Origin of the sequence: Kineococcus sp. NBC_00420 (assembly GCF_036021035.1) — a bacterium.
GTDB lineage: Bacteria > Actinomycetota > Actinomycetes > Actinomycetales > Kineococcaceae > Kineococcus.
The window spans coordinates 2,000,401-2,026,452 of sequence record NZ_CP107930.1 but is presented as its reverse complement, the minus strand read 5'-3'; the positions used below and the strand labels follow the sequence as shown (position 1 = coordinate 2,026,452).

General features: G+C 73.3%; 24 protein-coding genes, 3 tRNA genes and 2 riboswitches. Of the genes, 13 read left to right on the top strand and 14 right to left on the bottom strand.

From position 1 onward, the window contains the following. Positions 1 to 39 precede the first annotated feature (39 nt). Positions 40 to 134, top strand: a riboswitch (glycine riboswitch). Position 135: 1 nt separating this feature from the next. Then, positions 136 to 225, top strand: a riboswitch (glycine riboswitch). A 44-nt stretch (positions 226 to 269) separates the two neighbouring features. Then, positions 270 to 1,394, top strand: a complete 1,125-nt coding sequence (gene gcvT, locus OG218_RS09895; RefSeq protein WP_328293046.1) for a glycine cleavage system aminomethyltransferase GcvT — start codon at positions 270 to 272, stop codon at positions 1,392 to 1,394. A gap of 30 nt (positions 1,395 to 1,424) precedes the next feature. Beyond that, the gene (locus OG218_RS09890; protein ID WP_442906481.1) at positions 1,425 to 2,813 is read left to right on the top strand and encodes an L-serine ammonia-lyase; all 1,389 of its coding nucleotides are present in this window, start codon (positions 1,425 to 1,427) and stop codon (positions 2,811 to 2,813) included. On the opposite strand, the gene OG218_RS09885 is transcribed toward OG218_RS09890, so the two are convergent. Continuing rightward, positions 2,794 to 3,723, bottom strand: a complete 930-nt coding sequence (locus tag OG218_RS09885) for a LysR family transcriptional regulator (protein WP_328293044.1) — start codon at positions 3,721 to 3,723, stop codon at positions 2,794 to 2,796. The two genes, OG218_RS09890 and OG218_RS09885, sit on opposite strands and share 20 nt — an antisense overlap. A gap of 87 nt (positions 3,724 to 3,810) precedes the next feature. Here OG218_RS09885 and OG218_RS09880 point away from each other — a divergent pair, with 87 nt between their 5' ends. The 6 genes from OG218_RS09880 to purM all read left to right on the top strand — a co-directional run bounded on the left by OG218_RS09880 (position 3,811) and on the right by purM (position 8,820). Further along, positions 3,811 to 5,082 (top strand): MFS transporter, encoded by a 1,272-nt coding sequence (locus OG218_RS09880; protein WP_328293043.1) that lies wholly within the window; start codon positions 3,811 to 3,813, stop codon positions 5,080 to 5,082. 10 nt (positions 5,083 to 5,092) lie between these two features. Continuing rightward, the gene (locus tag OG218_RS09875; protein WP_328293042.1) at positions 5,093 to 5,320 is read left to right on the top strand and encodes a hypothetical protein; all 228 of its coding nucleotides are present in this window, start codon (positions 5,093 to 5,095) and stop codon (positions 5,318 to 5,320) included. 31 nt (positions 5,321 to 5,351) lie between these two features. Beyond that, the gene (locus tag OG218_RS09870; RefSeq protein ID WP_328293041.1) at positions 5,352 to 5,744 is read left to right on the top strand and encodes a sterol carrier family protein; all 393 of its coding nucleotides are present in this window, start codon (positions 5,352 to 5,354) and stop codon (positions 5,742 to 5,744) included. Then, positions 5,741 to 6,097 carry a hypothetical protein gene (locus OG218_RS09865; protein ID WP_328293040.1) on the top strand — a complete coding sequence of 119 codons (357 nt, stop codon included), beginning with the start codon at positions 5,741 to 5,743 and terminating at the stop codon, positions 6,095 to 6,097. Before OG218_RS09870 ends, OG218_RS09865 begins: the two co-directional genes overlap by 4 nt. 63 nt (positions 6,098 to 6,160) lie before the next feature. Next, a complete protein-coding gene (gene purF / locus OG218_RS09860; RefSeq protein ID WP_328293039.1) occupies positions 6,161 to 7,705 on the top strand; it encodes an amidophosphoribosyltransferase in 1,545 nt (514 codons plus the stop codon). Next, a complete protein-coding gene (gene purM, locus OG218_RS09855) occupies positions 7,702 to 8,820 on the top strand; it encodes a phosphoribosylformylglycinamidine cyclo-ligase (protein WP_328293038.1) in 1,119 nt (372 codons plus the stop codon). The genes purF and purM overlap by 4 nt, the downstream gene beginning before the upstream one ends. 76 nt (positions 8,821 to 8,896) lie before the next feature. On the opposite strand, the gene OG218_RS09850 is transcribed toward purM, so the two are convergent. After that, positions 8,897 to 9,157, bottom strand: a complete 261-nt coding sequence (locus OG218_RS09850; protein ID WP_328293037.1) for a DUF3073 domain-containing protein — start codon at positions 9,155 to 9,157, stop codon at positions 8,897 to 8,899. A gap of 184 nt (positions 9,158 to 9,341) precedes the next feature. Between OG218_RS09850 and xylB the strand changes: the two genes are divergently transcribed. Continuing rightward, entirely contained in the window at positions 9,342 to 10,775 is a 1,434-nt protein-coding gene (gene xylB / locus OG218_RS09845; protein WP_328293036.1) for a xylulokinase, read from the top strand. A gap of 24 nt (positions 10,776 to 10,799) precedes the next feature. Here the strand turns inward: xylB and OG218_RS09840 are convergent, their stop codons facing one another. The 5 genes from OG218_RS09840 to OG218_RS09820 form a co-directional block, all read right to left on the bottom strand. Next, positions 10,800 to 11,669, bottom strand: a complete 870-nt coding sequence (locus tag OG218_RS09840; RefSeq protein WP_328293035.1) for a GGDEF domain-containing protein — start codon at positions 11,667 to 11,669, stop codon at positions 10,800 to 10,802. Then, positions 11,666 to 11,986 (bottom strand): hypothetical protein, encoded by a 321-nt coding sequence (locus tag OG218_RS09835; RefSeq protein ID WP_328293034.1) that lies wholly within the window; start codon positions 11,984 to 11,986, stop codon positions 11,666 to 11,668. The genes OG218_RS09840 and OG218_RS09835 overlap by 4 nt, the downstream gene beginning before the upstream one ends. 115 nt (positions 11,987 to 12,101) lie before the next feature. After that, positions 12,102 to 12,174, bottom strand: a tRNA-Phe gene (locus OG218_RS09830). A 29-nt stretch (positions 12,175 to 12,203) separates the two neighbouring features. After that, positions 12,204 to 12,277, bottom strand: a tRNA-Asp gene (locus tag OG218_RS09825). 111 nt (positions 12,278 to 12,388) lie between these two features. Beyond that, positions 12,389 to 12,461 (bottom strand) — tRNA-Glu (locus OG218_RS09820). Between the two features lie 92 nt (positions 12,462 to 12,553). Between OG218_RS09820 and OG218_RS09815 the strand changes: the two genes are divergently transcribed. Further along, positions 12,554 to 13,639: a PHP domain-containing protein gene (locus OG218_RS09815; RefSeq protein WP_328293033.1), complete on the top strand. Its 1,086-nt coding sequence runs from the start codon at positions 12,554 to 12,556 to the stop codon at positions 13,637 to 13,639. Here OG218_RS09815 and OG218_RS09810 read toward each other — a convergent pair. After that, positions 13,572 to 14,462, bottom strand: a complete 891-nt coding sequence (locus OG218_RS09810; protein ID WP_442906378.1) for a helix-turn-helix transcriptional regulator — start codon at positions 14,460 to 14,462, stop codon at positions 13,572 to 13,574. The genes OG218_RS09815 and OG218_RS09810 overlap by 68 nt on opposite strands. Before the next feature lie 110 nt (positions 14,463 to 14,572). Here OG218_RS09810 and OG218_RS09805 point away from each other — a divergent pair, with 110 nt between their 5' ends. After that, positions 14,573 to 15,268, top strand: a complete 696-nt coding sequence (locus OG218_RS09805) for an SDR family NAD(P)-dependent oxidoreductase (protein ID WP_328293031.1) — start codon at positions 14,573 to 14,575, stop codon at positions 15,266 to 15,268. Between the two features lie 65 nt (positions 15,269 to 15,333). On the opposite strand, the gene OG218_RS09800 is transcribed toward OG218_RS09805, so the two are convergent. Further along, the gene (locus OG218_RS09800) at positions 15,334 to 16,527 is read right to left on the bottom strand and encodes a phytanoyl-CoA dioxygenase family protein (RefSeq protein ID WP_328293030.1); all 1,194 of its coding nucleotides are present in this window, start codon (positions 16,525 to 16,527) and stop codon (positions 15,334 to 15,336) included. A gap of 124 nt (positions 16,528 to 16,651) precedes the next feature. Between OG218_RS09800 and OG218_RS09795 the strand changes: the two genes are divergently transcribed. Together OG218_RS09795 and argS are read left to right on the top strand one after the other, a co-directional pair. After that, positions 16,652 to 17,686, top strand: coding sequence for a LacI family DNA-binding transcriptional regulator (locus OG218_RS09795; protein ID WP_442906479.1), 1,035 nt, complete (start codon positions 16,652 to 16,654; stop codon positions 17,684 to 17,686). A gap of 190 nt (positions 17,687 to 17,876) precedes the next feature. Next, on the top strand, positions 17,877 to 19,601 hold the full coding sequence (gene argS / locus OG218_RS09790; RefSeq protein ID WP_328293028.1) for an arginine--tRNA ligase: 1,725 nt from the start codon (positions 17,877 to 17,879) through the stop codon (positions 19,599 to 19,601). 92 nt (positions 19,602 to 19,693) lie between these two features. Here the strand turns inward: argS and OG218_RS09785 are convergent, their stop codons facing one another. The 5 genes from OG218_RS09785 to OG218_RS09765 form a co-directional block, all read right to left on the bottom strand. Next, positions 19,694 to 19,936 (bottom strand): hypothetical protein, encoded by a 243-nt coding sequence (locus OG218_RS09785; protein ID WP_328293027.1) that lies wholly within the window; start codon positions 19,934 to 19,936, stop codon positions 19,694 to 19,696. A 38-nt stretch (positions 19,937 to 19,974) separates the two neighbouring features. Beyond that, entirely contained in the window at positions 19,975 to 21,024 is a 1,050-nt protein-coding gene (locus tag OG218_RS09780) for a lipoate--protein ligase family protein (protein WP_328293026.1), read from the bottom strand. Between the two features lie 9 nt (positions 21,025 to 21,033). Beyond that, complete coding sequence (locus tag OG218_RS09775) at positions 21,034 to 23,358, bottom strand: diguanylate cyclase (protein ID WP_328293025.1); 2,325 nt, start codon at positions 23,356 to 23,358, stop codon at positions 21,034 to 21,036. A 62-nt stretch (positions 23,359 to 23,420) separates the two neighbouring features. Then, positions 23,421 to 25,379: an acyl-CoA dehydrogenase family protein gene (locus OG218_RS09770; protein WP_328293024.1), complete on the bottom strand. Its 1,959-nt coding sequence runs from the start codon at positions 25,377 to 25,379 to the stop codon at positions 23,421 to 23,423. Then, positions 25,376 to 26,020: a TetR/AcrR family transcriptional regulator gene (locus tag OG218_RS09765; protein ID WP_328293023.1), complete on the bottom strand. Its 645-nt coding sequence runs from the start codon at positions 26,018 to 26,020 to the stop codon at positions 25,376 to 25,378. The genes OG218_RS09770 and OG218_RS09765 overlap by 4 nt, the downstream gene beginning before the upstream one ends. Between the last annotated feature and the right edge of the window lie 32 nt (positions 26,021 to 26,052).

The window sequence follows — 26,052 nt, the reverse complement described above, 5'->3', positions numbered from 1 at the left end:
TGCCACGCTGACGGCCAGCACAACTGAACACACGGCCGCTTCCCCCGGGCGGGAGAGCCCCACCGGTCCCACCGGTGGGCACCGAAGGAGCAACCACCCCGGAACCTCTCAGGTCCACGTACCGCCACGGGCAGGCCGCTCTGGAAAGCAGGACCCCTGGGTCCTCACCGACGGGGAAAGCCCTGCCCCGCAGGGTGAAGCTCTCAGGTTCCGCGACAGAGGGGGTCCAGCACGTGACCGCACCGCGCGGTCGCGACGAGAGGAGCCCGGTGAACACCCAGGTCAGCAGCGCGACGGTCAGCCCGACGAGCACGCCCCTCGCCGACGTCCACGCGGCGCTCGGCGCCTCCTTCACCGACTTCGCCGGCTGGCAGATGCCGCTGCGCTACGCCTCCGACCTCGCCGAGCACAAGGCCGTCCGCGAGCGCGCCGGGGTCTTCGACCTCTCGCACATGGGGGAGATCCGGGTCACCGGCCCCGAGGCGGGAGCGGCGCTGGACGCGGCCCTCGTCGGGCGGGCCTCGACCATGCCGATCGGCCGGGCGGCCTACGGGATGCTCGTCGACCACGAGGGCGGGATCGTCGACGACCTCGTGACCTACCGCCTCGGCGAGCAGGAGTTCCTCGTCGTCGCCAACGCCGCGAACGTCGAACCCGTCGTCGTGGCCATCGCCGACCGGTGTCGCCCCTTCGACGTCCACGTCGCCGACGAGACCGCCCGCTGGGCCCTCGTCGCGGTGCAGGGGCCGGCGTCGGTGGCGATCCTCGGACCCCTCGTGGACGTCGACCTCGACGTGCTCGGCTACTACCGCAGCGCGTCCGCCACCCTGCTGGGCGTCCCCGTGCTGCTCGCGCGCACCGGGTACACCGGGGAGGACGGTTTCGAGGTGTTCGCCCCGGTCGAGCACGCGGTCACCGTCTGGGACGCGCTGCTGTCCGCGGCCCGCGAGCACGGTGGGGTCCCCGCCGGGCTGGCCTGCCGGGACACCCTGCGCCTGGAGGCGGGGATGCCGCTCTACGGCCACGAACTGACCCGCGAGACCAGCCCGTTCGCCGCCGGCCTCGGCCGCGTCGTGAAGCTGGACAAGGACCCGGGACCGGTCGGGCTCGAGGCGCTGCGACGACTCGCCGAGGTCGCACCCGCCCGGGTGCTGGTCGGCCTGAAGGGATCGGGGCGCCGGGCTCCCCGTGCCGGCTACGCCGTCGTCGCCGACGGGAACCCGGTCGGAGAGGTCACCAGTGGCGCGTTGTCGCCCACGCTCGGCTACCCCGTCGCGATGGCCTACGTCGACGCCGCGCTCTCCGCCCCCGGCACCGCGCTGGCCGTCGACGTCCGCGGTTCCGAACTGCCCGTCGAGGTCGTCGCGCTGCCCTTCTACCGTCGGGAGCGCTGAGTCGTGAGCGCTCCGCTGTCCGTCTTCGACATGTTCTCCATCGGCATCGGCCCGTCGAGCTCGCACACGGTCGGCCCGATGCGCGCCGCCCTCGCCTTCGCCGAGCACCTCGAGGGAACCGCCGCGCTGGAACGGGTCGTCTCCGTCACCATCGATCTCTACGGATCGCTGGGGGCCACCGGGCGCGGACACGGCACCGACCGGGCCGTCGTCCTGGGACTGCTCGGTGAACGGCCCGAACTCATCGACCCCGACGCCGTGGCCGGGCTCCTCGACGAGATCCGGCGCAGCGGTGAACTGCGGGTCCTCGGCCGGCACGCGGTGGGTTTCGACCTCGACGGCGACGTCCGCCTGATCGGCCGGACCTCGCTGCCCGCCCACCCCAACGGCATGGTGTTCACGGCCCGCGACGCCGCCGGTGACGTCGTCGCCGAACGGACGTCGTACTCCGTCGGTGGGGGTTTCGTCCGCGACCACCCGCTGGACGCGAGCGAACCCGTCGTGGGGACCGGGGCAGGGTTGCCGCACGGTTTCCGCAGTGCCCAGGAACTCCTCGACCACTGCCGCTCGACCGGCCTCGGGGTCGCGGACCTGGTGCGCCGCAACGAGGAGAGCCTCCGCTCCGGGAACGACGTGGACTCCGGGCTGCTGGACATCTTCGCCGCCATGGCCGCCTGCGTCGACCACGGCCTCGTCACCGACGGAACCCTCCCCGGCGGGCTCGGCGTCCGCCGCCGCGCCCCGCGCCTGCACCGCGAACTCCTCTCCGAGGAGGGGAACACCGCCGCCGACGTCCTGCACGCGATGGACTGGGTCAGCCTCTTCGCGCTCGCGGTGAACGAGGAGAACGCCGCCGGCGGCCGGGTCGTCACGGCCCCGACGAACGGCGCCGCGGGCATCGTCCCCGCCGTGCTGCACTTCTACCGCCGTTTCGTCCGCGGCGCCGACGACGCCGGGACGGTCCGGTTCCTGCTGGCGGCCGGGGGGATCGGGATCATCCTCAAGGAGACGGGTTCCATCTCCGGCGCCGAGGTCGGGTGCCAGGGCGAGGTGGGTTCGGCCAGCGCGATGGCCGCCGCCGGTCTCGCCGAGGTCCTCGGGGGAACGCCCGAACAGGTGGAGAACGCCGCCGAGATCGCCGTCGAGCACCACCTGGGCCTCACCTGCGACCCCGTCGGCGGGCTCGTCCAGATCCCCTGCATCGAACGCAACGCCGTCGGCGCGACCACCGCGATCCACGCGGCCCGCACCGCGATGCGCGGTGACGGCAGCCACGTCGTGAGCCTGGACACCGCCATCGCGACGATGCGCCAGACCGGTGCCCACATGCGCTCGGAGTACAAGGAGACGTCCCTCGGCGGTCTCGCCCTCACCGTCATCGGCCGCCCCACCGTCGGGGTCAACGTCCCCGAGTGCTGACCCCCGGGGCCGGCGCGGAACGGCGGACGTGGCGGTCGACGGCCTCGGCGAAGGCGGTGACGGCCTTGCGCACGGGACGTTCGGGGGAGGGACGCGAGGTCGCCAGCGACAACGTCCAGCTCAGCGGCTCACCCGCGACGGGCTGCTCGTGGCAGCCGGCCCCGACGGGGACCGAACCCGGCACGAACGCCGGGCCGAGACCGGCGGCGACGTAGCGGGGGAACGTCGAGACGTCCGGCACCTCCAGGACCACCCGTCGCGTCGCGCCGACCCGCGCGAACAGCGCGTCGACCTGCAATCGGTTCGCGAAACCCGGCGGGCCGTCGATCCAGCGGTCCCCCGCGAGGTCCGCCAGTTCCACCGGGGCCGAGGAGGCCAGCGGGTGCCCGGGGGGCAGCAGCAACCGGAAGGCGGTCCGGTCGAGGTGACGCAGCACGACGCTCGCCGGCGGCCGGAACGGCCAGGACAGGAACGCGACGTCCAGCTCGCCGTCGACGAGGGCGCGCAGCAGACCCCGCGAACCGTCGGCGAAGACCCGCATCGACACCGACACCCGGGGGTTCGCCGTCGTGAACCGCTGCAGCAGCAGGGGCAGGTCCACCGGGTGCATCGTCGTCACGACGCCCACGGCCAGCGGCCCGGAGGGTCCACCGTCGGCGTCGAGCACCGCCGAGCGCGCCTCGGAGACCCCGGCGAGCACCCGTCGGGCCTCCGGCAGCAGGGCCCGGCCCGCGTCGGTGACGACGGCGCGGCGTGACGTGCGGACGAACAGGGCGACGCCCAGGTCCTCCTCCAGCGCCCGCACGACGGTGCTCACCGCGGACTGCGCGGCCCCCAGCCGCCGGGCGGCCGCGCTGATCGTCCCCGCCTCGACGACGGCGAGGAACACCTCCAGCTGACGCAGCTCCACCGCTCTCCCATCGCTGATCCCGATGGATGGTCCCACTGCCCAGCGTTGGAACGGAAGGCTTGATGCCCGCCGGTGCTTGCACGGTCCATGGGATCGAACCGCCGGCACCGTCTCGGCTTCTGGATCGTCGCCGCCGCCTTCGCGACCGCGCTGGCCTTCGCCACCGTGCCGACCCCGCTGTGGGCCCTCTACCGCCAACGCGACGGGCTGCCCACGGTCGTGGTGACCATCGCCTTCGCGGTCTACGCGGCCGGCGTCGCGATCGCCCTCTTCACCGTCGGGCACCTCTCCGACCACCTGGGCCGGCGCCGCGTCCTGGCCCCCGCCCTCGTGCTCGAGGCCGTCGCCGCGCTCGCCCTCGCGCTCACCCCGAACCTCGCCGTCCTCATCGTCGCCCGGATCGTGACCGGGCTCGCCGTCGGGGCGCTGACCCCCACCGCCACCGCGTACCTCGCCGAGCTCCACGGCCGGACCGCCTCCCGCAGGCCGGGGCTCGGCGCCGTCGTCGCCACCGCCGCCAACCTCGGCGGTCTCGGCCTCGGGGCCCTCGTCGCCGGGTTGCTCGTCGGCCACCTCGGGGACCCGCTGCGGGTCCCGCACGAGGTCTTCCTCGTCCTGCTGCTGCTCGCCGCCGCGGCCGTCGCGCTGCTCGTCCCCGAGACCGTCGAGCGCGAGCACCGGCCCTACCGCGTCCAGCGGATCGCCGTCCCGGCCGCCGCCCGGGGCCGCTACCTCGCCGCCGCCCTGGCCTCCTTCGCGCTCTTCGCCGTCCTGGGGCTCTTCACCTCCCTCGCCCCCGCCGTCCTGGCCTCCCTCGGGCACCCCGGCCCGGTGACCGGCGGGGCGAGCACCTTCGCCGTCCTGGCCGCGGCGGCGCTGAGCCAGGTCCTCCTCGTCCGCCTGCACGCCACCCACCAGGTGCGGATCGGGCTGGCCCTCACCGCCCTCGGCGTCGTCGGTCTCGGGGTCGGGGTGGTGCTCGGGCTCGTCGCGGTGTTCCTCGGCGGCGCGGTCGTGGCGGGGGCGGGCGTCGGCGTCCTGCTCAAGGGCTCGCTCACGACGGCGACCTCGCTGGCCCCCGCGGGTGCCCGCGGTGAGGCGGCCGCCGGCATCTTCCTGGCCGGCTACCTCGGGATGGCCGTCCCGGCGCTCGCCGTCGGGTTCAGCAGTTCCGCCGGGGTCGCCTACGACGTCTCGGTCCCCGTCCTCGCCGTCGTCGTGCTCGCCCTCCTGGGCACCGTCGCGGTGGCCCTGCGCCGCAACCCCGCTCCCGGTTCGGAGCCTGCTGACAGCGGCCCCGTCCAGGTGTCTACTGGTAGCGGCGACGACCGGCAGGGGGTCGTCGCCGGCCCTCGGTGAGGAGGTCCACGTGCGCACCACGAGAACCGCTGCCCCGGACCGTCTCGAGGTCGAGCACCCTCCCCACCCGCACCCCGGCCTGGCCGTCGCGCTGCTCGGGCTGGCCCTGGTCGTCGCCGTCGTCGTGGCGGTGGTCGTCGTCCTCCTCGTCCGCGCCGCCGACGGCGGAGTGCCCGCAGCACCGGGGCTGCCGGGCCACGTCCCGCAGCCCGTCCCGGGCCCGGTGGTCCCCGCCTGACCTGGAACGATCGACCTGGGACGATGACGCGGTGCCCACCCGTCGCCGCACCGACCCCACCGAAGGCCTCGCCGCCGTCCGCGCCGTGGAGGACCTCTGGGAACGGGGCGAGAAGCCCGCGCGGCCGGTGCTGGCCACCGCCGTGCGGTACTCGCTGGAGGAGCTCGCCGCCCGCTACCCCGGGGGGAGCGTCGAGGTGCGCGTGCCGCCGTTCGCGGCGGTGCAGGTCATCGAGGGCCCGCGGCACACCCGGGGGACCCCGCCGGCCGTCGTGGAGATGGACGCGACGACCTGGATCGAGCTCGCGACGGGCCGGACGGAGTTCGACGCGGCCCGGGCCGCGGGGCGGGTCCAGGCCAGCGGCAACCGCGCCGACCTCGGCGAACTGCTGCCGCTCGTCCCACCGCGTACCGTTCTCCCGTGAGCGAGCAGGCCCAGACCCCGTCCCCCGGCGACGCGCCGGGGGAGACCCCTCAGGTGTCCCCCGAGGTGTCGCCGGAGCGCGAGGGCACCGCGTTCGTCCAGGTCACCCGTCGTCGAGCGCCCCGGTTCCGCGCCTTCGTCGTCACCGGACTGGTGCTCGCCTTCGTCGTCGCCGCGATCGTCGCGGCCGTGACCCCGGCGCGCGACGGCTACTCCCAACGCGCCCTCTTCGGGTACCTGTTCTGCGCGCTGGCCCTGTTCGGGGTCCTGCTGGGCGGTCTGGTGGCCGTGCTCGTGGACCGCCGCACCGGGACCCGACCCGCCCCCCGCGTACGGCGCGGTCGCCGTCGTTGACGTGGGTCCCCGACGCCGTCGTCGACGTCGGTCCCCGACGCGGGGGTGTGACACACTTCGAGCGTGGCCCGCGGTGACGGACGTCTGAACCACGACCTGCTTCCCGGCGAGAAAGGACCTCAGGACGCTTGCGGCGTCTTCGGGGTCTGGGCTCCCGGTGAGGAAGTCTCCAAACTGACCTTCTACGGTCTCTACGCCCTGCAGCACCGGGGGCAGGAGGCGGCTGGCATCGCCGTGAGCAACGGCGAGCAGATCCTCGTCTTCAAGGACACCGGTCTCGTGTCCCAGGTCTTCGACGAGTCCGCGCTGGAGTCCCTCCAGGGGCACATCGCGGTCGGTCACGCCCGCTACTCCACGACCGGTGGCGGCGGCTGGCAGAACGCCCAGCCCACCCTCGGCGACACCGCCGGCGGGACCGTGGCGCTCGCGCACAACGGCAACCTCACGAACCTGTTCGCGCTGCGCGATCTGCAGGCCGAGCGCTACCCGAACTCCGCCCGTCCCGTGCTGCCCGGACGGCCCTCGCCCAGCGAGCTGGCCCGCGGCAACACCACGGACACCGCGATCCTCACGGCCCTCTTCGCCGGGGACCCCGACCACACGCTCGAAGCGACGGCCGCCGAGGTCCTGCCGCACGTGCAGGGCGCCTTCAGCCTCGTCTTCATGGACGAGCACACCCTCTACGCCGCCCGTGACCCCCAGGGCATCCGCCCGCTGGTCCTGGGGCGCCTGGACCGCGGTTGGGTCGTGGCTTCGGAGATCCCCGCGCTGGACATCGTCGGCGCGAGCTTCGTCCGCGAGATCGAACCCGGCGAGCTCATCGCCATCGACGCGGACGGCCTGCGCAGCACCCGCTTCGCCGAGGCCAAGCCCAAGGGCTGCGTCTTCGAGTACGTCTACCTGGCCCGCCCGGACACCGCCATCAACGGCAAGGTCGTCCAGGAGGCCCGTGTCGAGATGGGCCGGGTCCTCGCCCGCGAGCACCCCGTCGAGGCCGACCTCGTCATCCCCACCCCGGAGTCCGGGACGCCCGCCGCCATCGGCTACGCCGAGGAGTCCGGCATCCCCTACGGACAGGGGATGGTGAAGAACTCCTACGTGGGGCGCACCTTCATCCAGCCCAACCAGACGATCCGCCAGCTCGGGATCCGGTTGAAGCTGAACCCGCTCAAGCACGTCGTGGCGGGCAAGCGCCTCGTCGTCGTGGACGACTCGATCGTCCGCGGCAACACCCAGCGCGCCCTGATCCGGATGCTGCGCGAGGCCGGCGCCGCGGAGATCCACGTCCGGATCTCCTCCCCGCCGGTGAAGTGGCCGTGCTTCTACGGCATCGACTTCGCGACCCGGGCCGAGCTGATCGCCAACGGCCTCTCCGTCGAGGACATCGCCCAGAGCATCGGGGCCGACTCCCTCGGCTACATCTCGACCGAGGGCATGATCGCGGCGACCGAGCAGCCCGTCGAGCGGCTCTGCACCGCCTGCTTCTCCGGCGAGTACCCCGTCCCGCTGAACGACCTCGACCGCCTCGGCGAGCACGCGATGGACAAGCCGCGCATCCCGATCACACCGGTCTCCCGGTCCGAACCCGCCCAGGGGGCCCAGCAGTGAGTGCGACGACGACACCGGCGACGACACCCGCGGGGACGACGTACGCGGACGCGGGGGTCGACGTCGTCGCGGGGGACCGCGCCGTCGAGCTCATGAAGGCGTCCGTCGCCCGGACTCAGGGGCCCGAGGTCGTCGGCGGCTTCGGCGGCTTCGCCGGCCTCTACGACGTCTCGGTGCTCAAGGACTACCGCCGCCCGCTGCTGGCCACCAGCACCGACGGGGTCGGCACCAAGGTCGCGATCGCGCAGGCGCTCGACCGGCACGACACCATCGGCTCCGACCTCGTCGGCATGGTCGTCGACGACATCGTCGTCTGCGGTGCGACGCCGCTGTTCATGACCGACTACATCGCGTGCGGACGGGTCGTCCCCGAGCGGATGGCCGCGATCGTCGCAGGCATCGCCCGCGGCTGCGAGGAGGCGGGCGTGGCGCTGGTCGGCGGCGAGACCGCCGAGCACCCCGGTCTCCTCGGGCCGGAGGAGTACGACGTCGCCGGAGCGGTCACGGGGGTCGTCGAGGCCGACGAGCTGCTGGGCGCGGAACGCGTCGAGGTCGGCGACGTCCTCGTCGCGATGGCCAGCTCCGGGCTGCACTCCAACGGGTACTCGCTGGTCCGCCGCGTCTTCGCCGACGCCGGGTGGGCCTACGACCGGCACGTGGAGGAGTTCGGCCGCACCCTGGGCGAAGAGCTCCTCGTCCCGACCCGGATCTACGCCCGGCCCGCGCTGGCCACGTTGAGCTCCGGTGGCGTGCACGCCATGAGCCACGTGACCGGGGGCGGCCTCGCGGCCAACCTGGCGCGCTGCCTTCCGGCGGACGTGACGGCCGTGGTGGACCGCACGACCTGGACCCCGGGTGCGGTGTTCAGCCTGGTCCGCGACCTCGGCCGGGTGCCGACGGACGACCTCGAGCGCACCCTGAACCTGGGCGTGGGCATGCTGGCCGTCGTGCGTCCCGACAGCGTCGACGCCGTGGTGGCCACCCTGGAACAGGCCGGCATCCCGGCGTGGGTGTGCGGTGAGGTGCGTGGACGCAAAGAGGCGGACGGCCCCAGCAACGGCAAGGGCATCGCAGGAGGCGTGACCCTCCTCCAGGGCCGGCACCAGGGTTGGTGACGGCGGTGGAGGCGGGCACGCCTCGTGCGATGCCTCGGTCGTGCGTGCTGCGGTAGACCCGTAGCCTCCGAGCCGGTCAGGCTCGGCGCTTGGACGTCCACTCGTCGTGGTCGTCCGTCGCGGTGTACTTCGACCAGTCCTCGGCTTCGTCCTCCGAGTCGTCGTCCTCTACCACGTCAGACTCCGGCGCCTTCTGGGGCTCTGGTCGCCCGAGTTGGCGGTACGGGTCGGGCCCGTGAAGCTCACGTTGCAGAGCGTTGTAGTCGGTGTCGGGACTGAAGTACTTCAGCTCCCGAGCGACCTTCGTCTGCTTGGCCTTCTGACGGCCGCGCCCCATGGCGTCGACCCCCTCGCGCGTCGGCCGGGGCAGACAGTGCTGACCCCGGAGCAGCTGTCATCTCTCCGTGGCTCCAACGGTACATGTTCGCGAGACCTTCCGGCATCCCGGTCGGCCCCTGGACACCCCGGACGGCCCACGAGCGTGTCCCGCGCGGCTGCCGCGCATGCTGTTAGCTGTGCCCATGACCAGCGTCGGAGGCGGAACGGACCGCCGTGTCGTGGCCGGGATCGACTCCTCCACCCAGTCCTGCAAGGTCGTCGTCCGCGACGCCGGAACGGGCGAGTTGCTGCGGATCGGGCGGGCCAAGCACCCCGACGGCACCGAGATTGACCCCGCACGCTGGTGGCAGGCCCTCGAGGAGGCCGTTGCCGACGCCGGCGGCCTCGACGACGTGGACGCGCTCGCCGTCGGCGCCCAGCAGCACGGCTCGGTGCTGCTCGACGAGTCCGGCGAGGTCGTGCGGCCCGCGCTGCTCTGGAACGACGGTCGCTCCGCGCCCGCGGCCGAGGCGCTGACCGCCGAGCTGGGCGGCCCGAAGGCCTGGGCTGACCAGGTCGGCAGCGTCCTGGTGGCCTCGCTGACGATCACCAAGCTGCGCTGGATCGCCGAGCACGAGCCCGAGAACGTGGCCCGTACCGCCGCGGTCTGCCTCCCGCACGACTGGCTGACCTGGAAGCTCGCCGGTGGTCAGGGGGCGCGGCTGGTGACGGACCGCGGGGACGCGTCCGGGACGGGGTACTGGTCACCCGCCGAGGGGGGCTACCGCAGGGACCTGCTGCAGTCCGCCTTCGGCGCCTCGCCGGACCTGCCGGACGTCCTGGGGCCGGCGGAGTCCGCGGGCGTCAGCGCCGGCGCTCTCTCCCGGGGCGCCCTGATCGGGCCGGGGACCGGGGACAACATGGCCGCCGCCCTCGGGGTGGGGGCCCGGGTCGGTGACGTCGTCGTGTCGATCGGGACGTCCGGTGTCGTCAGCGTCGTCAGCGACGTCGCGACCCACGACCCGAGCGGTCTGGTCGCCGGGTTCGCCGACGCGAGCGGTCGCTACCTGCCGCTGGTCTGCACGCTCAACGCCGCACGCGTCCTGGACGCCGCCGCCCGGATGCTGGGGGTCGACCACGACGAGCTGTCCCGGCTGGCCCTCTCGGCCCCCGCCGGCAGCGGGGGACTCGTCTTCGTGCCCTACCTGGAGGGGGAGCGGACCCCGGTGAAGCCGGACTCCACCGGCGCGCTGCACGGGCTCACGCTGTCGACCTCGACCCCCGCGCACGTGGCCCGCGCCACCGTCGAGGGACTGCTCTGCGGCCTCGCGGACGGTCTGGACGCCCTGGTCGCCCAGGGGGTCGAGATCGGGCGCGTGGTGCTCGTCGGCGGCGGGGCGCGTTCGGAGGCGGTGCGGCGCCTGGCTCCCGCGGTGCTGGCCCGTCCCGTCGTCGTCCCCGAACCGGGGGAGTACGTCGCCGACGGTGCCGCGCGGCAGGCGGCGTGGGTGCTCTCCGGCGCGGAGGCCCCACCGGACTGGACGCTGAACGCGTCGCAGACCTTCGAGGCCGACCCGACCCCGCACGTGCGGGAGCGCTACGCGCAGGTGCGCGACCTGACGGCGAACAGGATCTGACGTCGAGGTCTGACGCCGCCGCGCTCAGGCGTGCGGACCGGTGCTGTGGATCCCGGGCAGGTCGACGGTGCGACCGGCGCGCTTGTCCTCGTACATGCGCGCCTCCGCCTCCGCCAGCACGGCCTCCGTGGTGCGGGTGAGGTCGTCGGCGGCCCAGCCGACCGAGAGCCGCACGTGGACGCCGGCCTGCACGACGGCGATGCTCCGGCGCAACCGGTGGGCGAGGGCCTCGACGTGGGCCGAGGGCACCGCCTCGACCAGGACCACGAACTCGTCCCCACCGAGACGGGCGACGGTGTCGCTCGGGCGGACCTCCGCGGCCAGCCGGCGGGCGACCTCGACGAGCAGGGCGTCCCCGGCCCGGTGCCCGAGCCCGTCGTTGACCTCCTTCAGCCCGTCGACGTCGCACAGGAGGACGAACGTGGCCAGGGCGGGGTCGGCCTGCACCCGGGAGCGGGAACGGCCCCAGCGGTCCGCCAGGAGCGCGCGGTTGGGCAGCCCGGTGAGGTGGTCGTGGCTCGCGCGGTGCCCGAGTTCCCGTTCCACCGCCAGCCGGTGCGAGACGTCCCAGGCCGCCACCACGAGGTGGTCGGCGGCGCGGGCCCGGGCGACGAGCTCGAGGCGCACCTCGGGACGTGCGGCGGGCCGCAGCCGCAGCGGCCCGGAACGCTGCCCCGGCTCTCGCACGGCACTCAGCGCGGCGCGGGCGCGGGGGCGGTCGGCCGCCAGGACGAGGTCCAGGGCGTCGGTGCCGACGAGGGCGGGCGGGTCGATCAGGACGAACTCCGCGAGCCCCGGCGAGGCCCACTGCACGGTGCTGCCGAGCAGGAGGGCGGTGGCGGGTGCCCCGGCGGCCAGCGCGCGCCAGTCGGGACTCGTCCCGTGGGGGGTCACGACCCGGCGCTGCCGACCCGTCCCGCGAGGCCGTCGCCCACGCCCGCCAGGACGGCGGCGGCCGCGGACGTCGTCAGCACGGCCGGCCACGGGCCCAGGCGCTGGGACAGTGGGTGCGAGACGCCCACGAGACCGACCGTGCCCAGGGCGAGGGCGGCGGCGAGGACGGGGGAGCGCTTCGTCCAACGGGGGAGGGCGAGGCCCAGACCGGCCGCGAGCGCGACCCCGGCGAGCGCGCGGTTCCCCGTCGTGCGTCCGAGGACGTACCCCCCGAGGACGGCGGGGCCGATGAGGGCGGGACTCGGGATCGCGGGCACGCCAGGAGGTTAACGGCCGGACCTCGGCGCAGCGCAGGGTGGGGCTGGAGGCCGGCTGGGAACGACGAAGGCCCCGACGCAGGTGCGTCAGGGCCTTCGGGAGGTTCTTTCCAGGTGGCCAGGAGCGGGGTCGAACCGCTGACCTTCCGATTTTCAGTCGGACGCTCTACCAACTGAGCTACCTGGCCGTGCCGGGTCGGTGAACCGACACGACGAGCGACCCCGACGGGACTCGAACCCGCGACCTCCGCCGTGACAGGGCGGCGCGCTAACCAACTGCGCTACGGGGCCTCAGAAGAGACCTTGTCTTGCTGTCGTGCTTGCTTGCAGAGAAGACCTTACCCGATGTCGGCCGGTGGTCGTGACCACCGTTCGGCACCACCTGACGGCAGGACTGCTGCGTACCCCCAACGGGATTCGAACCCGTGCTACCGCCTTGAAAGGGCGGCGTCCTAGGCCACTAAACGATGAGGGCGTGGCGCTACGACACTGGTGCCGAAGCCCGTCCAGCATAGAGGACTCGACGGGGTGCTGCTGACGGTGCCGGTGTCGCGGCGATGGGGCAGAGTGGTCCACGCTCAGCTCGACCCGGACCGGGAGGTGGCCGTGGATCCCGTGCAGGCGTTGCGGCGCACCGCTTTCCTGCTGGAACGCGAACAGGCGAGCAGCTTCCGGGTCGAAGCGTTCCGCAAGGCCGCCTCGGTCCTGCTGGCCCTGCCCGCCGAGGAGTTCGACACCCGCCTCGCCGCCGGCACGCTGACCGACCTCGCGGGGATCGGGAAGTCGTCGGCCGAGCTCGTCACCCAGGCCGCCGCCGGCCGCACCCCTGACCGCCTCCGGAAGCTCGAGGACGCAGCGGGCCCCCTCGTCGAGGGCGGGGAGGCGCTGCGCGCGCAGTTGAAGGGCGACCTGCACACCCACACCGACGCCAGCGACGGCGGCAGCCCGCTCGCCGAGATGGCCTTCACCGCCGTCGAGCTCGGTCACGACTACATCGCCGTCACCGACCACTCCGAGGGTCTCAAGGTCGCCAACGGTCTGGACCGGGGCCGCCGGGAGGACCAGCTGGCCCAGGTCGAGGCCCTCGCCGCGCCGCTGCGACCGTTCCGGCTGCTGTCCGGCATCGAGGTCGACATCGGCCGGGACGGGGTCCTGGACTGCCCGCCCGACCTGCTGGAACGCCTCGACGTCGTCGTCGCCTCGGTGCACTCCGAACTCCGCATGCCCGGCGACGCGATGACCCGCCGCATGCTCGCGGCGATCCGCTCGGGCCGGATGGACGTCCTCGGCCACTGCACGGGCCGGATGGTCAAGGGCGGCCACGGCCGGGTCGGCGAGAAGGGCCGCCCGCCCAGCGACTTCGACGCCGAGCAGGTGTTCGCGGCCTGCGTCGAGTTCGACGTCGCGGTCGAGATCAACGCCCGCCCCGAACGTCTCGACCCACCGCGGGCGCTGCTGCGCCAGGCCGTCGCGGCCGGCTGCACGTTCACCCTCTCCACCGACGCGCACGCGCCCGGCCAGCTCGACTGGCAGCCCTACGGCTGTGTGCGCGCCGAGGAGTGCGGCGTCCCGGCCGAGCGCGTCGTCACGACGTGGCCGGTCGAACGGGTGCTGGAGTGGACGGCGCGTCGCCGGCGCGCTGCCCTCGGGTGACCCGCAGGAACTCCAGCTTCTCCTCGTCCACCGAACCCGGCACCGGGGTGTAGACCACGAGCCGGACGTCGGAACCCGGAGCGGTGAGGACGTCGCAGTCGAGGGTGATGTCGCCGACGTCGGGGTGCTCGACGGTCTTGCGCGAGGAGACGTGGCGTCCCACGGTCCCCTCCCGGCAGTATCGCGCGAACTCCGGGCTCGCCGCCTTCATCTCCTCGGTCAGGGCGACCAGGCCCTCGTCGTGCGGGTAGTCGACCAGGGCCGAGCGAAGGTCCGCGACGAGCGCCGCGGGCAGGCCCACGTCGGCGTAGCGCACCGGCCAGTTCGAGAGCCCGCTGCGCCCCTCGGTGAAGACGGCGCGGATGAGGTTGAGCTCCTTCGGGGACTTCCCGCTCGGGTCGCCGATGAGCACCGCCCACGACGGGGTCCAGGTCAGCAGCGTCCAGTCCGCGGCGAACACGCCGACGGGGAAGGCCCCCAGCCGGGCCAGCATCCGTTGCACGCCGGCGGGGACGAGGTGGGAGATCGTCCCGTCCGCGGGGGGAAGCAGACCGGACAGCCGGTAGGCGTGGTCCCGCTCCTCCCGGCTCAGGTGCAGCGCACGGGCCAGGGTGGCCACGACCTGGGCCGAGGGGTTCGTGGCCCGGCCCTGCTCCAACCGCACGACGTAGTCGACGGAGAGGCCCGCGAGGTCGGCGAGCTCCTCCCGCCGCAACCCCGCCGCCCGTCGCTTCGCCCGGTGCGGCAGGCCGACGGCCTCCGGGGTCAGCCGGTCCCGCCACCGTCGCAGCGCCGTTCCGAGGTTCTCACCTTCCACCACCAAACCATCGTGCCTCCTCGCGAGGCGTCGGACGCCATCCCAGCCTGGTACTGCGCGTCCCCCTGTCGCAGCGGGCACTGGTTGAGCCCGGGGAAACGGGCGATGGTCTTCCCATGACCACCACGTTCATCACCGGAGCCAACAAGTCCCTCGGCTACGAGACGGCCCGTCGCCTCATCGCCGCCGGGCACACCGTCCTGATCGGCGCTCGCGACCCGCAGCGCGGGCAGGCCGCCGCCGAGGCCCTCGGTGCACGTTTCGTCCAGATCGACGTCACCGACGACGCGTCCGTGCAGGCCGCGGCCGACGACGTCGCCGCCCACGAGGGCACCGTCGACGTCCTCGTCAACAACGCGGGGGTCTCCGGCCCCTTCACGCCGGCCGACGAACTGACCGCCGCCGACGCCGCGGCCGTCTACGACGTCAACGTGTTCGGCATCGTGCGGGTGACCCACGCGTTCCTGCCGTTGCTGCGCAAGTCCTCCAACCCCGTCGTCGTCAACGTGTCCAGCGGCCTCGGGTCCTTCGCCGTGACCCACGACCCCGACCGCGTCGAGGGCCGGCTCGCCGCCCCGCTCTACACCTCGTCCAAGGCGGCGGTGACGATGCTGACCACGCAGTACGCCAAGGCGCTGCCCGACGTGAAGTTCAACGCCGTCGACCCCGGCTACACCGCGACGGACTTCAACGGCCACGGCGGCCCGCAGACCGTCACCGAGGGGACCGACGCGATCGTGGAACTCGCGAGCATCGGCACCGACGGCCCGACCGGTGTGTTCCGCGACCGTCACGGTGTCGTCGCCTGGTGACGACGCGCCGAGCCGAGGGCCGGTTCCTCGGACTCCAGTCGGCGCGGACGTGCTGCCGTCAGGGGTCAGATCTCGTCGGTGCGTCGCCGGGCAGCGTAGGCGTCCAGTTCCGTCGTCGCCTTCCCGACGTCCCACCCCTCGGCCAGCGCCTGGTGCAGGAGTTCCGTCTCCGACAGCGGGGTGAGTCCGTTGACGTTCGGGTCGAGGTCGAGGTTCGTGGGGAACGGGTACCCTTCGGTGGCGCTGGTCACGGCGTTCGCCAGGAACTCCTGGCTCGCACCGGAGTCCTTGCGGGACAGCAGGGCCGGGTAGACGGCCTTGGCGGTCTTCACCCGGTCCACGGTCTCCATGGCGCGACCGAACGCCGAGGAGACCTGCAGCAGGTTCGCGACCCGTTGCACGTCGCTGGAGACGTTGGTGCCGGCGCCGTGGAACAGGGCGGGGTTGAAGAACCCGGCGTCGCCCTTCTCGAGCGGCAACTGCACGTGGTGCTCGGCGAAGTACTCCTTGAACTCCGCCTGACGCCAGGCGAGGTACCCCTGCGGGTACTGGTGGGAGTAGGGCAGGTAGAGCGTCGGACCGCTCTCGAGCGGCATGTCGCTGTGCGCCACGGCGCCCTGCAGGGTGAGGACCGGGGAGAGCAGGTGGACGTGCGCGGGGTAGCGCGCGGCGACGGGGTTGGACAGGAAACCCAGGTGGTAGTCGCGGTGCGGGTCCTGCGCCCGGCCGCCGGGGCGGACGACGTTGACCTGGGAGGTGACCTGGTACCCCGGGCCCAGCCAGGCCGTCGAGACCAGGGCGAGCACGTCGTTGGCGTAGTAGTCGACGAACGCCTCGGGGTCGCGCACGGCGAGCTTCTCGAGGGCGTTCCAGACCCGGTCGTTGGCCCCGGCCTTGGCGAAGTGGTCGCCCTTCGCCGTCCCGGACGCCTTCTCGTCGGCGATGACCTGGTCGAAGACCGCAGTCACGCGGTCGACGACGGAGAGGTCGGGGAAGGCGCCCTTGAGGACGACGACCCCGGGACCGTCGGTGAGGGCCCGCACGAGTTCGCCCTCCACCTCCTCGCGGCCCGCGTCGGTCGCGACGGCGCGCCGCAGGAGCGCGGAGTCGTAGACCAGGACGTTCTGCTGGACGTCGACAGCGTGCGGGAAGTCGGCCAGGACGGTGGTCCGGTCGAGCAGCTTCGCGAACTCCGTGACGTCGCAGTCGCTCTCGCGGAACCGGATCGGGGTGTGCCGGGCGGTGGTCGGTGCGCTCATGGGGTTTCTCCTCGTCGAGAGTCGTGCGGTGGGCTGCGCGCTGGTCCAACGGTAGGACGCGCTGACGCCGCCGTGGCATCCTCGACGCATCAAGAACGCATCACACACGCATCGGGGGATGGCGATGGCGCACCCGTACCGCATCCGTGAGATCGCGCAGCAGGCCGGCCTGAGCACTGCGACGGTCGACCGCGTGCTCAACGGACGGGCCGGAGTGCGCGCGAGCACGGTCGCCGAGGTGCACCGCGCGATCGCCGACCTGGAACGGCAGGCGTCGCAGGTCCGGATCGATGGCCGCACGTTCTTCCTCGACGTGGTCGTCCTCGCGCCGGACCGCTTCTCGCGCGAAGTGCGGGTCGCCCTGGAGGCCGAGCTCCCGTCGCTGCGCCCGGCGGTGATCCGGGCGAGGTTCCACCTCCGCGAGGAGGGCAGCGCCGCGGACCTCGCGACCCAGCTCGACGCCATCGCGTGCAAGGGTTCCAGCGGTGTGCTGCTCAAGGCACCGGACGACCCGGCCGTCGTGGCGGCCGTCGCCCGGCTGGAGGACGCGGGGATCCCGGTGGTCACCTTCGTCACCGACGTGCCCACCAGCCGTCGCGTCGCCTACGTCGGGATGGACGACCGCGCGGCCGGGGCCACCGCGGCCTACCTGCTGACGGTCGTGGCCCCGGACGCGGGTGGGGTCCTGGTCTCGTTGAGCCGCAGCAGCTTCCGCGGCGAGGGAGACCGCGAACTGGGTTTCCGCACCGCGTTGCGCGACCTCGCGCCGCAGGTGCCGGTGACGGTGGTCGAGGGCACCGACGGACTCGACGCGTCGATGTTCGCGACGGTGTCGGCGGCGTTGGAACGCGACCCGGGGATCGACGCGGTGTACTCGGTCGGTGGGGGGAACCAGGCCGTCCTCGCCGCCTTCGACGCCGCCGGGCGCACCGTCCGCGCGTTCGTCGCGCACGACCTCGACGCCGAGAACCTCGTCCTGCTGCGTCGCCGCCGCCTCACCGCCGTGCTGCACCACGACCTGCGCACCGACGTGCGCCGGGTCTGCCGCGCGGTCATGCAGGCCCAGGGGGCGTTGCCGGGACGACCGGGTTCCCGACCCTCGCAGATCCAGGTGATCACGCCGTTCAACGAACCGGCGGGGTTGGTGGACGAGGTCTGAGTTCCCGTGGCATGCTCCTGGCATGTCGTCGACCCGTGCTTCCCGTCGTGACGCGCTCGCCGCGTCCCGACGACGCGCCGGGCGACGCCGACTCGCGGTCTGACCGAGCCGCAGTTCGTCGCGGGTCCTCCGGCCCCGCACGCCCGCCCGACGTCCGGGCACCCCCCTCCGGCCACGAGGAAACACCACCGTGCTCACTCCCGATCAACTCCTCACCTCCCGGTTCCGGCCGGCCCTCGAAGGGCTCGGCGCTCGTTACGCCGGGTGGGACCCCGAACTGCGACCGGCCACCCGGCCCGAGTTCGGGCACTTCCAGACCAACCTCCCGGTGCGGTTGGCGAAACCCCTGGGACTGCCGCCCCGGGAGATCGCCGACCGGCTGCTCGCCGGGTCGCACCTCGAGGACGTGTGCCTGCCGCCGACCTTCGCCGGAGCGGGGTTCCTGAACCTCACGTTGCGGCCGGAGTTCCTGGCGGGGCAGGTCAGTGCCCTCCTCGCCGATCCGCACCTCGGTGTGGCACAGGCCGATCCACCGCGACGGGTCGTCGTCGACCACTCCTCGCCGAACGTCGCGAAGCAGATGCACGTGGGGCACCTCCGCTCGACCGTCATCGGGGACGCGCTGGCCCGGGTCTTCGCCGCGGTGGGGGACGTCGTCGTGCGGCAGAACCACGTGGGCGACTGGGGGACCCAGTTCGGGATGCTGATCGAGCACCTCCTCGAGGAGGGTCACGACGGCGCCGACCTGAGCCTGTCGGCGCTGGACGGGTTCTACCGGCAGGCCCGGGAACGCTTCGACGCCGACCCGGGTTTCGCGGGCCGGGCCCGGGCCCGGGTCGTCGCCCTGCAGGGCGGCGACCCGCGGACGCACCACGTCTGGCGCGGGCTGGTCGACACGTCGATGAGGTCGTTCGCCGAGGTGTACGCCCGGTTGGGATCGGGCCTCACCCCGACCGACACCGCGGGGGAGAGCAGTTACGCCGCCGCCCTCGCCGGGGTGGTGGACGACCTCCGCACGGCGGGACTGCTCGTGGAGTCGAACGGTGCGTCGTGCGTGTTCCCCCGGGGTTTCGCGAACCGCGACGGGGAACCGTTGCCGGTGGTGGTGCGCAAGTCCGACGGGGGGTTCGGCTACGACGCGACCGACCTGGCGGCGCTGCGGCACCGGGTGACGGCGTTGCGGGCCGACCGGATCGTCTACGTGGTCGACGCCCGGCAGGCGTTGCACTTCGACCAGGTGTTCGCCGTCGCCCGGGAGGCCGGGTGGCTCCCCGAGGAGGTGACGGTGCAGCACGTCGCCTTCGGGACGGTGCTGGGGGAGGACGGTCGACCGTTCAGGACGAGGACGGGAGGCACCGTCCCGCTCAGCGCGCTGCTCGACGCGGCCGAGAGCCGGGCGGCGGAGGTGCTGGGCGGACGGGGGTCGCGCCTCGACGCGTCGGAGCGCACCGCGGTGGTGCGGGCCGTCGGGATCGGCGCCGTGAAGTACGCCGACCTCGTCAACGGCCTCGGGCGCGACTACGTGTTCTCGCTGGAGCGGATGGTCGCCATGGACGGCAACACCGGCCCCTACCTGCAGTACGCGCACGCCCGGGTGGCGTCGCTGCTGGAGCGCAGCGCGATCGTGCCCCGGGACGTGTCGGTGCTGGACCACCCCGCGGAGGTGCGGCTCGCGCTGCTCCTGACCGGCTTCCCCGGAGCCGTCGCGTCGGTGGCGGAGACGCTCGAACCGCACCGGCTGTGCGGTCACCTGCACCAGGTGGCGACGGCGCTGTCGGCGTTCTACGAGGCCTGTCCGGTGCTCTCGGCGGAGGGAGAGGTCCGGGTGAGCCGGCTCGCTCTGTGCCGGGCGACGCGGGAGGTGCTCGCGGCGGGCCTGGGCCTCCTCGGGATCGACGCTCCGGAGCGCATGTAGGGGCCTGGAACGACGAAACCTCGGTCCGGCTGATCGCCGATCCCGAGGTACGTCGTGATCCTCCCAGATTTCGTGGTGGTTGTCAATCGAGGCTACGTACCGGTCGGGTCGACGAGGAGGGAGGACCCGAGGGCGGCGAGCAGCTCCACGACCTCGGCGCGGTCGAGGCGGACGGTCGAGATGCAGGTGGAGTCCTGCCACGTCGAGAGGACGACACGACCGTCCCCCGGGGCGGCAGCGGGGTGCGCGCTGACCCGCAACGCCCGCCCGGGCCGGTCCGCGTCCCGGACGACTCCCGTGAGCACTCCCCGCTCGACCGCCGCACCGTGCTCCATCGACCGAGTCTGCGCCCCGGCCGGACGGCTGTCGAGACTCAGGGGATGCGGGCCACCCACTCGCGCGTGGCGAACTTCCGGGTGACCAGTTCCTCGGCCGCCGCGAGCTCCGCGGCGCTCAGCGCGGAGTCGGTGAGGCCGTACTGGCGGCGGAAGGTGGCGACCATCGAGTCGATGACGTCCTCGCGCGGCAGGCCCGTCTGACGGCGCAACGGGTCGACCCGCTTCGCGGCGCTGGCGAGACCCTTGCCGGACAGCTTCTCGCGGCCGATCCGCAGCACCTGCAGCATCTTCGCCGCGTCGATGTCGTAGGACATCGTCACGTGGTGCAGGACCGTCCCGTCCGCGAGGCGCTTCTGCGCCGCGCCCGCGATCTTGCCCTGCTCGGTCGCGATGTCGTTGATCGGCTGGTACCAGGCCTTGATGCCGAGGTCGCCCAGCGCGACGAGGACCCAGTCGTCGAGGAACGCGTAGGACTCGGTGAACGAGAGCCCCTCGACGAGCGAACCGGGTGCGTAGACGGAGTAGGTGATGGTGTTGCCCGGCTCCACGAACATGGCGCCACCCCCCGAGACCCGGCGCACGACCTCGACCCCGAGCCGCCTCGCCGCGTCGCCGTCGACCTCGTTCACGAGCGACTGGAAACTCCCGAGCACCACGGCCGAGCTGCCCCACTCCCACACCCGCAGGGTGGGCGGACGACGGCCGGCCGCCACCTCACGGGTCAGGACCTCGTCCAGCGCCATGTGCGTCTGCGGGGACTGGGGACCCGTGTGGACGAACTGCCAGTCGTGGTCCAGCCACCCGCTGGCCCCGCCGACGGCGCGTCGCACCGTCGTCGCGACGGCCTCGGGGGTGAAACCGAGCAGCACCGCGCCGCTCGGCAGGGCCGAGCGGACGCGGTGCGCGAGGTCGGCGGCGTCGCTGTCGGCGGGGACCCCCGTCAGCGCCGCGTCGATGGCCTCGAGCGCGTCGTCGGGTTCGAGGAAGAAGTCCCCGCTGAGGCGCACCCCGGCGAGCCGTCCCTCCACGATGTCCAGATCGACAACGACGAGCTTCCCGCCCGGGACCTTGTACTCACCATGCACTCGCGCAGGCTACGTGAGCCCCACGGCGCGAGTGGGGGCTGCTGCGGCCCCGGGCTCGGCCGTGGACGCCTGCGGCGCCCTCGCCGCCCGAGCGCGGCCCCCGGACTTCGCGAGGTAGAGGCCCCGGTCGGCCAGGTCCAGGAGTGCCAGGACACCGCCCGTGGCGGCGCCGGGGACCGCTGTCGCGATCCCGATGCTGACGCTGACCCGCCCCTCCACGCCTTGGCCGTGAGGGAAGGCCCTGCGTCGCAGTCCGTCCAGCAACCGCTCGGCGACCACCGCGGCTCCTGCGCCGTCGGTGTCGCTCAGCACGACGACGAACTCCTCTCCGCCGTAGCGGGCCACGAGGTCGGACGGTCGGCCCGGCGCCCGGCGCAGTTCCTCGGCGACCTGCTGCAGGCACCGGTCACCGGCCAGGTGACCGTAGGTGTCGTTGTAGGCCTTGAAGTGGTCGACGTCGACCATCAGCAGGCTGAGCGGACTCCCGCTCCGGTGCGCGTCCTGCCAGACGTGGGCGAGGTGCTCGTCCAGCGTCGGCCGGTTGGCCAGGCCGGTGAGGCCGTCCCGCTGCGCCGCCTCGCGCAGCCGGTCGTTGAGGGCTCGGAGTTCCTGCTGCGCGGCCCGCCGTTCGGCGATCTCGCGCCGGAGCTCCGCGGTCCGCGACGCCACCAGGTCGTGGAGCTCCCCGGCCCGGTCCGCCGCCCGCCGGGTGCGCCCGAGTCCGTCGAGGGTCGAACTCAACGCGGCCCGCAGTGGTTCCGAGACCGCGAACGCATCCGGCGCGTGGCCGGTGAGGAGGTAGCCGAACCACTGCTCCCCGGCGAACAACGGCTGCAGGACGAGGGTTCCACGGTCGAGTTCCGCGACGCGGTGCGGCGGGAGGAGCTCCCCGAGACCGTGGGTGTCCTCGAGCGCGGCGTAGGGACCCTCGACGTGGTCGACGGCCAGTCGAACCCGCACGTCGTCGGGTTCGGTGGACGGGGGCGGCCCGTCGGTGAGCAGGGACACGAAGCAGCGGCGGACCCCGACCCGGGGCAGGAACGCCGCGAGGAGGTCGCCGAGGGCGCTCGTCTCGGTGGCGGTCCCGAGGGCCCGGATGAGTTCCACCAGGACACGACCGGACCGCGCTTCGTGGGCGGCCCGCTCGACGTGGGCGCCGGCCACGGCGCGCAGCACCGTGAGCTGCATCCGGTGGACGGTGCGCAGGGCGGCGTCGAGCGCGGCTCCCACGGCACCGTTGGCCGCCACGTCGTTCTCGAGGGTGGTAAGCACCCGGTCCCACCAGGACTGCTCGGGGTGCAGCCGGACGACCTCGGCCAGTTCCGCGCACAACTGCGCCGTCCCCGCGGCGTCGAGAGTGCCCGTGACGACCTGACGGATCCAGCGTCGGCGGACCGCGGCGAGGCGCTCGGCGACGGCGACCTCGGAACCGAGGGCGACGGACGGCGCGGAGGTGGCCACCCCCGAGGCGTCGAGGACGACCCGCTCGTCGACGGGGGCCACGAGGGCGCTGGAAGCCCGCGCGACCACGTGCGGAGCGGGCGGGCCGGCGGGTACGGGATGCAAACCGCCCGACAGGTTCAGCAGGAGCGTCGCGGCCCGTCGACCGAGAGCCGTGAGGTGCTCGTCCACGGTCGTCACACCGGCCCACGCCGCCTCCGAGGAACTCGTCCCGGCGGAGCCGGTGACCGCGACGTCCTCGGGGACGCGGTAGCCCTCGCGTTCCAGCGCCTCCACGGCAGCCATCGCCAGGTCGTCGTCGCAGCAGACGACGGCGTCGACGGGACGACCGTCGTCCCGCGCTGAGGCCAGCGCGGCCGGGAGGAGGCGGTGCACGTCGACCGGGTCGACGACCCGGAGGAAGGGCGTCCCCGGGAGCTGGTGCACCTCACCGTCGGGCAGTGAGCTCACGACGAGCAGCGATCGACGACCGCCGCGGTGCAGGTGGTCGCGCTCCACGTCCAGCGCCTGCGCGCGGGGGCGGTCCACCCCGGTGGTCCCGGCAGCGCGTTCCCCGAGCGTGACCGTGGGTAGCCCGTCGGGGATGACCCCGAGGACCGCCGCCACCGCCGAGCGCCCGGACAGGTCGCGGACCGGGGTCACGACGACCCCGTCGACCCCTCCGCTGCGGCACAGGTGGGCGAACAACGTCCCCCGGCGCGGGTGGTGCGGGTGCCGGACGACCACGAGGAGCGCCGCCCCCTCGGGGTGCAGGACGCTCTCGAGGCCGTGCAGGTACTGCTGGACCTGCTCCCCGAGTCCGTCCACGACGACGGCGATGCGCCGTCGTCCCCGCTCTTCCGCCACGGCGATCACCCCCTCGGACAGAGTCATCGGGGTGCCCCGGGGGAGTCTTGAGGAACCGGGGCCCAGCTCGCCCGCTCAGCCCAGGCGGTTCACGGCACCAGGGAGGAGGCCAGCCAGGACCGCGGCGTCCCGAACCCGTCCAGCAGTTCCCCGGTCCGCGGCCGCAGCTTGCGGCACACCGCGTTCACCGCGGTCGTGACCGCCTTGGCGCGCAGCGTCGTCATCCGGCGGTGCTGGAGGTACCAGCCCTTCTCGGCCTCGAGCACCGAGAGGGCGTGCAGGTCGAAAACGTCGGACAGGAGTTCCACGACGGCCGGGTCGTCGCAGCGCGCGATGGCGGCGGCGAAGGCCTCCGCGACGACGCGCTCGACGTGCGCACGACCGGCCAGCAGCAGGTGGTCCTGCAGTTCGTCGACGGCCTCGAACCGTTCCGCCTCGGGCTTGGACCGCGCCTTGCGCATCCGCTTGGCCAGCGACTCCACGACGTGGCGCTCGCGGTCGGCGAGCATCCGCAGCTGCCAGGCCCGGTCGTGCAGCTCCTCGGGGATCCGGCCCGCTTCGACGACGTCGGCCACGAGGGAGCGGGCGGGGCTGCGGCCGGCGTAGGTGCTGACGAAGTCGCGCGTCGCGAACCGCGCCATGCCGAGGGTGTCGAGGTCGGAGAACTGCTGGGCGTACGCCGTGAGCTGGCCCTTGGCGACGAGTTGCAGCAGGACGGTGTTGTCGCCCTCGAAGGTGGTGAACACGTCCGTGTCCGCCTTCAGCTGCGGCAGGCGCGAATCGGCGAGGAACCCGTTGCCGCCACAAGCTTCGCGACAGGTCTGCAGGGTGCGGGTCGCGTGCCAGGTGGAAGCGACCTTGAGGCCCGCGGCGTGCGACTCGAACGCGCGCTGCCGGGTCGCGTCGGGCTCGTTCCCGGCGAGCTGGACGCGCAGCAGTTCGTCCATCTCGCTCAGCAGGTCGTCCTGCGCGAACGAGAGCGCGTAGGTCGTCGCGAGCGGGATCAGCAACCGTCGCTGGTGGGCCAGGTAGTCGAGCAGGACGACTTCGCCGTCGCCCCCCGGGCGCTTGAACTGGGTGCGCTGCAGGGCGTAGCGCAGCGCGATCTCGAGACCCACCTTCGTCTGCGACAGCGCACCGCCGGAGACGCTGACCCGGCCCTTGACGAGGGCACCGAGCATCGTGAAGAACCGCGAGTTGGCGCTCGCGATGGGAGAGGAGTAGCTGCCGTCCTCGGCCACGTCGGCGTAGCGGTTCAGCAGCGCGGTCCGGGGGATCCGCACCTGGTCGAAACCGAGCCGGCCGTTGTCGAGACCGTTGAGCCCCATCTTGCGGCCGTCGTCACCGCGCCAGATCCCCGGGAGGTCCACCCCGTCCTCCCGCAGCGGGACGACGAAGGCGTGGACGCCCTGCGAGGTCCCGCCCGTGACGAGCTGGGCGAACACCACAGCGACGTCGGCGTCCTCCGCCGCGCCGCCGATGTAGTCCTTGCGGCAGGAGACGTCCGGGGTGTGGACGACGAACTCCTGCGTCGTCGGGTCGTACGTCGCGGTCGTCCCGATGGAGGAGACGTCGGAACCGTGCCCGGTCTCGGTCATCCCGAAGCAGCCGACGAGTTCCAGTCGCAGGAGCGGTTCGAGCAGGGTCGAGTGGTGGCGTTCGGTGCCGAGCGCCTGGACGGCGCCGCCGAACAGACCCCACTGCACCCCCGACTTGATCATGAGGGACGCGTCGCCGAACCCCAGCATCTCGAACTGGGCGACCTGACCGCCGGGGGAGTCACCGCCCCAGGGCCGGGCGTAGCCCAGTTCGTGCCCGCCGAGTTCCGCGAGCTGCCGCAGCCGCTCCCGGGTGAGGTCCCGGTGGTCGCGGGTCGAGAGGTCGTCGGTGGGGGTGAAGAGGTCGGCGGGGGCCTCGCGGCGGAACTTCTCGCGCAGGTCGGCGAAACGGCCGTCGAGGACACGGCGCAGGACCTCGGTGTCCAGTGGCGGCGGAACCTCGACGGGCTCGTCGAGGGGGGTCTCGGGTCGCAGTTCGGTGGTGGTCACGGAACCTCCTCGGGAACGGGTGCCAGGGGTGGGGCGCTGAGAACGGTGGCGAGGCCACCCCAGGCCAGGTGGGTGAGATCGGAGACGAGCGTGGCCGCCGGCACCCGGTCGGTGCTGGAGATCCACCGGTCCGCGGCGGTGCGGATCATCGCGACGAGGCCGTGGGCGAGGGCGTCGGCGGAGGAGTCGCGGGCGCCGCCCACGCGCAGGTGGGCGGTGATGGTGCGGGCGGTCTCGTCGGCGATGGTGCCGGAGATCCGCTGCACGGGGTCGTTGCTGAGCGGCCGTTCCAGGAACGGGTGGACCACGACGAAGCGGTAGACCTCGGGATCGGCCTCGACGAGCTGGACGTAGGCGGCGATGATCCCGCTGAGGGCCTCGCGGGGGGAGTTCGAGGAGGCGACGGCCTCGCCGAGTTCGCGCAGGATCCGCGAGTTCACCCGTTCGGCGACGGCGAGGTAGAGCTCCTCCTTGTCGGCGAAGTGCCGGTAGAGCACGGTCTTGCTGGTGCCGGCGGCCGCGGCGACCTCGTCCATGCCGACGCCGGCGCCCTTGGCCGTGATCGCGCGCAGCGTCGCCGTCACGAGTTCTTCGCGACGCCGTTTCCGGTGCTCTTCCCAGCGCGTGGCGCGACCGTCCATGCCTCGACGGTACCCCGGACGACGGGTATCGG

Bases quoted from the DNA above. Each gene is read 5' to 3' on its own strand.
- OG218_RS09890 (WP_442906481.1), top strand. From the start codon at position 1,425: ATGTTCTCCATCGGCATCGGCCCGTCGAGCTCGCACACGGTCGGCCCG.
- OG218_RS09880 (WP_328293043.1), top strand. From the start codon at position 3,811: ATGGGATCGAACCGCCGGCACCGTCTCGGCTTCTGGATCGTCGCCGCC.
- OG218_RS09850 (WP_328293037.1), bottom strand. From the start codon at position 9,157: ATGGGGCGCGGCCGTCAGAAGGCCAAGCAGACGAAGGTCGCTCGGGAG.
- xylB (WP_328293036.1), top strand. From the start codon at position 9,342: ATGACCAGCGTCGGAGGCGGAACGGACCGCCGTGTCGTGGCCGGGATC.
- OG218_RS09805 (WP_328293031.1), top strand. From the start codon at position 14,573: ATGACCACCACGTTCATCACCGGAGCCAACAAGTCCCTCGGCTACGAG.
- OG218_RS09800 (WP_328293030.1), bottom strand. From the start codon at position 16,527: ATGAGCGCACCGACCACCGCCCGGCACACCCCGATCCGGTTCCGCGAG.
- OG218_RS09795 (WP_442906479.1), top strand. From the start codon at position 16,652: ATGGCGCACCCGTACCGCATCCGTGAGATCGCGCAGCAGGCCGGCCTG.
- OG218_RS09785 (WP_328293027.1), bottom strand. From the start codon at position 19,936: ATGGAGCACGGTGCGGCGGTCGAGCGGGGAGTGCTCACGGGAGTCGTC.
- OG218_RS09775 (WP_328293025.1), bottom strand. From the start codon at position 23,358: ATGACTCTGTCCGAGGGGGTGATCGCCGTGGCGGAAGAGCGGGGACGA.
- OG218_RS09765 (WP_328293023.1), bottom strand. From the start codon at position 26,020: ATGGACGGTCGCGCCACGCGCTGGGAAGAGCACCGGAAACGGCGTCGC.